The organism is Mycobacterium sp. TH-M82 (assembly GCF_057473605.1).
Genome location: NZ_JBYCKY010000456.1, coordinates 1 through 6,191 on the forward strand (window position 1 = coordinate 1; position 6,191 = coordinate 6,191).

Genomic DNA, 6,191 nt, shown 5'->3' on the forward strand with positions numbered 1-6,191 from the left:
CGGTGGATTGTGCCCAGCCAACCGGTCAGGGAATTGCTGCACTTGAACGGCGCGGCGTGACCGACCCGACCTGGACCCGCTGGCTAGCACGGTACGGGTCCGAGTATGGGACCGATGCCGAGCGCGTCGCCGCGTTTCGGGACTACCTACGGAATCGAGAGGAGATAAGGGAGGTGTTCGAGGACGAGGACGAGACCGAATAGAAAGCAGAAACCCCGCCGGTCAGGGCGGGGCATCCGAGAATCCAATCAATAAGGAGAGTTTACACGTGAGCGAAACCATCATCGACTGGGAAGCCGTCTACGAGGACGTTACCGTCGAGGAACTGGCGGCGGCGGACACGCCCGAAAAGGTGTCCGAGCTGGCGGCGAGACTGGCGGACTTGGCTGTCAGCTACCTGCCCGCCGAGGCGACGTACACCGTCGACCTGGCTGACATCGAAGCGGGAATCCGCGCCGCTCGCTGACCCGGTAGATAAAGAAGAACCCCGTCCCGGTATTCCCGGGGCGGGGTTCTTTCTATTCCCGGTAGATTCCCCGTATGACCCGTTCCCCCATCAGCTACTTCGGTGGGAAAGCCTGGTTGGCTGACCGTCTGGCTGGCAGCTTCCCGCCCCATCGGCATTACATCGAGGTCTGCGGCGGGAGTTTGGCTGTCCTGCTTGCCAAACCCCGTAGCCGACAGGAGACCGTCAACGACCTTGATGGTTGTTTGATGACCTTCTGGCGAGTGCTACGGGACCGCCCCGATGAGCTTGAACGGGTCTGTTTTCTGACCCCTCACAGCCGAGCGGAACGTGAACTGGCATATGCGTTTCCCACTGGATTGGACGACCTGGAAGTGGCGCGGCGTGTGTTCGTGGCGTTGACCCAGGGCAGGTCGGGCAGCATCACGAGGACGGGTTGGCGGCATAACGCCGCGCCGACCTCGACGCCCATGCCCATCACGTTGCAGCGGCACGCTGGGCGAATTGCCGCTGCTGCGAAACGGATACAGAACGTGTCGCTGGAATGCCGACCGGCGACGGAGATGGTATCGGCATACGGGGGCGACCGTCAGAATCTTCTCTACATCGACCCGCCGTATGTTGTGGATAGAGGCATCCGTCGCGGCGGGGAATACCGAGTTGAGATGCGCAGCGCCGCCGAGCACCGGAAGTTGTTGGAATTGTGCCTGGACGTGGACGCGGCTGTGGTCATCAGCGGGTACGGGAGTCAGGTCTACAACGAGACCCTGGCGGACTGGTACCGGTACGAAATCGAGACGAGCACACAGCAGGGCACGGGGGACGGGGCGCGGGTGGAGGTGGTGTGGGCGAACCGTCCGCTGACCTGGGAAATTCCGTTACAGAACGGCGCTGACGTTACGGAAATCCAGCGCTGTCCTGGGTGTCTGGCGCTCATTCGCCAACCTCGACGGGGGCGGCGTCGGGTCTGGTGCAGTGAGGCGTGCCGAATCGCCGCGTGGCGGGCACGTCGGGGTATTTGCTAGACGAAAATTCCGTGCAGGTCAGAATTTTGTGGATATTTGCTGGCTGGCTGACGGCGATGGGCACAGGCTGACACGGCGGTGGTGATGTCGACGGTGACGGCGATGGCGATGGCGATGGCGCTGGCACGGCGACCCGGACAGGTCCGGCACGGCACGTGGACAGTCCGGTACGGCGATGGCGCTGGCGACGGCACGGGCACGGCACGGACCGGCACGGGCACGGGTACGGCGAAGGTACAGGCACGGGCACGGCACAGTTCGGCACAGGCACAAGCAATATTTGCTGACAGGAAATTCCGTGCAGGTCAGAATTTTACTGGTATTAGCTGACGGCGATGGGCACGGGCTGGGACGGTGACAGGCACCGGTACGGACCGGCGGGCACAGGCACAGGCACGGCGATGGTGATGGTGACGGCACAGGCACGTGGACAGGCACGGCACGGACCGGCACGGGTACGGACCGGCACAGGCATGGCGATGGGCACGGTGATGGTGACGGTGACGGCGGTGGTCGGTGACGGCACTGGGCACGGCATGAACCGTGCACGGCACGGGTACGGCACGGCACGGCACGGGTACGGGTACGGGTACGGGTACGGGTACGGGTACGGACACAGGTACGGGCGATATTTGCTGGATAAAAATTCCATGCAGGTCAGAATTTTACGGAGATTAGCTGACGGCGACGGACATGGAACGGACACGGACACGGTTCGGCACGGGCACGTCGCAGCCCTGAGAGCCCTGGACAGACCCGTCGCAGCCTGGACCGACCTGGACAGACCTGGACCGACCTGGACCGACCTGGACCGACCTGTCGCCGCCCTGGACAGACCCGTCGCAGCCTGGACCGACCTGGACAGACCCGTCGCAGCCTGGACAGACCTGTCGCCGCCCTGGACAGCTCTGGACAGCCCGTCGCAGCCTGGACCGACCTGGACAGACCTGTCGCCGCCCTGGACAGACCTGTCGCCGCCCTGGACAGCTCTGGACAGCCCGTCGCAGCCCTGGAGGAGTTAGCTGTTAGCTCTCGTGTGGGTTGTGGGTTGTGGGTTAATAACCCACAGGGGGTAGCGCGGCAGAGAATCCCCTATACACGAAACAAGGGTAGTTAGATTATCTAATTACATACTCTGAGCTGCGATTATTTTGAAGGACCCGGCGGCGAACAGATTTTCTCTCTCACACCCCCTGTGGGTTATTAACCCACAACCCACAACACATAACCGCAGGTCAAAGCGTTTTAACCCAACCCACACCCCAAAACCAGCAACCCACAACAACCCACAACCCGCAAACAGCCCACAACGGTGAAAGTTTGCTGGATGGGTGTGTTCATCACCGCCGCGACCGAACCCCGAACCCGCCCGTGTGTGTGTGTGATGTCCGTCACCCCGCGCCCGCCCACATTTGCGTCTAGCAAATTCACCGCCCCGCCCGTGTATAGGTGGGCTGTCCTGCCATGAGCTGCGCATTCCTTGTCCATGTTGTTAATCACGTATTAACAGCATGCCTGGTCAGAGCTATTTTTGCCTGGTGAAATGGTGTCACGTCCCGCCCATTGCGTCACGGCGTGTTTTCGGATTCTTGATTTATCCTCTTTGTTGAGAAGCAAACTGTGTATAGACAGACGAAGGAGAAAGCGATATGTCAACTATCGCCCGAACTCGCCCCCGACCGGAAACGCTCGCGCAAATGGATGACCTGCCCGCCGACCTGGCGGCTTTGATTCCTGACGACGCCCCAGATTTCGCGGGTCCGGGATGGGTCGGTGAATGGCTGGGCATCTCGCCGCAAACCGTCGCCTACGCCATCCGTGTCGGGAAACTGCCCGCCCTCGCCATTCCCGGCGCGCGCGGCACCGTCTCCTCGTGGGCTGTACGCCCCGCCGACGCCGCCCGCCTGTGGGGACACCGCGCGCTGAACAGACGCGCCCGCGAAGCCGCCGCTACCACCTCGTAAAACGACAAAACCCCCGCTGCGAACGGGGGCTTTGGAAGGACTGCTAAGACCTATGACCACTATATCATCGTCGCCCAACGGGGAGCCATCACCGACCCCACCGACCCGTACCGGGAATCCGTTCTTGGACCTGGCGGACGTGGATTTCGCGCCGCGCCCGTCGTCTACCCGGTTCTCGTTCACCGCTGACGAAGCGGAGGAGTTAGGGCTGTCCGACGACGGCGACGACGCCACCGACAACAGCGCCGACCCTACCGTTGACGAACTGGAGGCTGTCGCGGCGGAGGTTAAGACTTTCGCCTCGTTGACCGATGACGACCTCTACCGTGAGGTGTTCGTTGAGCCGCGCCTGAACCTACTACTGAACTTGTCCGACATGGCTAGGGGGTGGCAAACAGGGAGCCCGTGGGGGCTGCTGGCTAGGGCTATTGGCGTCGCCGCGTGTGACGTGCCTACCGTGTCGTTCTATACCGGCACGGGCGGGACGCGGATACCGCTGAATTTCCTGTTGGGCTTCGTCGGTGAGTCGGGCATGGGTAAGGGGCTGACAATGAGCGCCCCTATATATCCCTCCTCGTCTCGGCTGCACGGCTCGCTCGGTGGGGTGAACCCCGACAACGAAATCGTGAGGGTGTCCGCCGCCTCTGGTGAGTTGCTGGTGGACAAGTTCTTTGAGGACAAGGAAGACCCGACCGACCCGAAGAAGAAGACCCACGAACGGCACTACCGCCCCGTCTGGGGTGATTGGCGAGAAGTTGACGCCTTAGCGGCGAAAGCAAAAGGTAAGAGCACGGGCTCGACGCTGGAGCCCGTCGTTCGTTCATTGGTCACGGGTGAGCCTGTGGGTGACGAGTCGATCAGCCGTGCGAAGTCTGGCGTCGGTATGACGCTCGAAGCCTTGAGTTACCGATTTGTCGGCTCGATGGGCGTACAGCCGAAGCGGGCGGCGGCGTTCTACTACAGCGACGGGGGCGGGACGATCCAGCGCTTGCTGAACGTAGATATTGCCGACACGGAAGCACCGGACAAGAAATCGCGGCACCTGCTGAGGTGTCAATTGCACCGCCGCATGGGGCTACCGCTGCCCCGTGGGATGAACACGGAACCGCCACCTATCTACGTGCATGGTCCCGCAAGCGTCACCGTTTCCGATGAGGTAATCGACGCCGCCCAAGCGTTCCGTCGTTCCGCTCTCTGCGGTGCGGGTGTCATCAAGGAGGAAGACACGCACGCCGTGAACACTCGGCTACGCCTGGCGGCTATCTACGCGGGCTGGACTGCTGCACCTGGTAGCCCCGTCGTTATCGACGGCGTGGCGTGGCGTTGGGCTGGGTTGGTGATGGAGCACAGCCGCCGCTGCCTCGCCCGCGTTCTCGGTGTCTTGAAGAAAGGCAAGGAGGAGGGCGCGGTTGAGCACGGCGTGTTACAGGGTGTATCGAAAGCCGCCGCCGACGCGCACCTGGAGGAGTTGCGCACGGTGCAAGTCCGCGCCCTCTCGCTGATCTTGGTGGAGAAAATCGCCCGCAATCCCGGCGTCACGCGGCGGACGCTACAAGGCAACTCCTCACCGAAACAGCGGGGGTTGTTCGCCGACGCCCTCGGCGCGCTAGAAGACGACGGGCGCATCTACCAGAACAACGGCGGCTATTTCGTGAAAGAGACGGAGGACTGAGAGATGACCGCCTCAACAACCCCAACAAGTAAGGAGAAACCCATGTCCCGCAACCCGTTCACGGTCGTGAACCCTGAGTTCGCCGTCCCCGCCGAGTGGTACGACCGACACCCTGTCCTGGAGCACATCCGTCAGAGAGGATCACGGGTCAGCAGCCCCGGCGGGCTCTACGTGCACCTGCTCGCCAACGCGGCGGCGAACATCCGCCCCGGAATTCTGACCCCTATCGGCACCGAGCCGAACCTGTGGGTTGGTGTCATCGGGAGAACGGGAGACGGGTTCTCGACAACGAAGAATCACGCGGATGAGCTGCTGCCACCTGTCGGTGATTTGGTCTGTCACGGCACGTGGCAGGGGTTCGCGGCGGCGGCGGGCATCGACCCGCACTCGACCCTGAACTTTTTCTTGGACGGTGTATCGCTGAGACATCTGATGAAAGGGCCGGCGACCCGCCGTCAGATGGAAGTTCTGTTGGACAGTGGCGAGATTTCGCACACGAAGTACGGGCTCTCGGCGGGCACATACCGTGTCACGCTGCGGGAGAGCATCTACCCGCCATCGCTAAGTGGCTGGGTGTTCATGCGTCAGAACATTCCGCTCGCGTCCAGGTACCTGCTTTCGTCCTTGGCTTACTGCCCGTTCCGTGGCGAGGTCGGTGCTACCCACGAGCCTCTCACCATCCCTGAGACGGACTGGAGTGGCGTCCCCGATGGACCGTTGACCATGCCCCCCAGTGCCCAAGCCGCCGCTGACCAACTTCGGTCGGGCGTGGGGGGTGCGGTGGACTTGGCGTATCTCAAGTTGAGGTTCACGGTGTTGACCGCCCACGCCGCGCTGCTCGGGCACACCGTTCCCACCGATGAGGACTGGGACGCCACGGAGTCCGTGATGCACGTGTCTCGGTCGATGGCGGCAAATTACTACGAACAGGTTCATCGGATCGCCCCGCGACGGAGGACAGCATGACCAAACCCCACAAACCTCGCCACCGTCCCGGCCACCTGTCCCCACCCTCGCTGTACTCGCTGTGGATGCCACACACCCCCGACCCCGAGCCGTTGCCT

General features: G+C 62.6%; 5 protein-coding genes and 1 pseudogene. All 6 read left to right on the top strand.

Features of this window, described 5'->3' with window-relative positions; genetic code table 11:
- A pseudogene (locus tag AC2VON_RS13930) lies at positions 1-203 on the top strand (hypothetical protein); the annotation flags it as partial.
- Positions 204-268: 65 nt separating this feature from the next.
- Positions 269-466, top strand: a complete 198-nt coding sequence (locus AC2VON_RS13935) for a hypothetical protein (RefSeq protein WP_486953503.1) — start codon at positions 269-271, stop codon at positions 464-466.
- A 74-nt stretch (positions 467-540) separates the two neighbouring features.
- Positions 541-1,491 carry a DNA adenine methylase gene (locus tag AC2VON_RS13940; RefSeq protein ID WP_486953504.1) on the top strand — a complete coding sequence of 317 codons (951 nt, stop codon included), beginning with the start codon at positions 541-543 and terminating at the stop codon, positions 1,489-1,491.
- A gap of 1,649 nt (positions 1,492-3,140) precedes the next feature.
- On the top strand, positions 3,141-3,455 hold the full coding sequence (locus AC2VON_RS13945) for a hypothetical protein (RefSeq protein ID WP_486953505.1): 315 nt from the start codon (positions 3,141-3,143) through the stop codon (positions 3,453-3,455).
- 124 nt (positions 3,456-3,579) lie between these two features.
- On the top strand, positions 3,580-5,127 hold the full coding sequence (locus tag AC2VON_RS13950) for a hypothetical protein (protein WP_486953506.1): 1,548 nt from the start codon (positions 3,580-3,582) through the stop codon (positions 5,125-5,127).
- Between the two features lie 42 nt (positions 5,128-5,169).
- Positions 5,170-6,093: a hypothetical protein gene (locus tag AC2VON_RS13955; RefSeq protein WP_486953507.1), complete on the top strand. Its 924-nt coding sequence runs from the start codon at positions 5,170-5,172 to the stop codon at positions 6,091-6,093.
- Positions 6,094-6,191: the final 98 nt, after the last annotated feature.

Coding starts and splice junctions, on each gene's coding strand:
- AC2VON_RS13940 (WP_486953504.1), top strand. CDS start 541: ATGACCCGTTCCCCCATCAGCTACTTCGGTGGGAAAGCCTGGTTGGCT.
- AC2VON_RS13945 (WP_486953505.1), top strand. CDS start 3,141: ATGTCAACTATCGCCCGAACTCGCCCCCGACCGGAAACGCTCGCGCAA.
- AC2VON_RS13955 (WP_486953507.1), top strand. CDS start 5,170: ATGTCCCGCAACCCGTTCACGGTCGTGAACCCTGAGTTCGCCGTCCCC.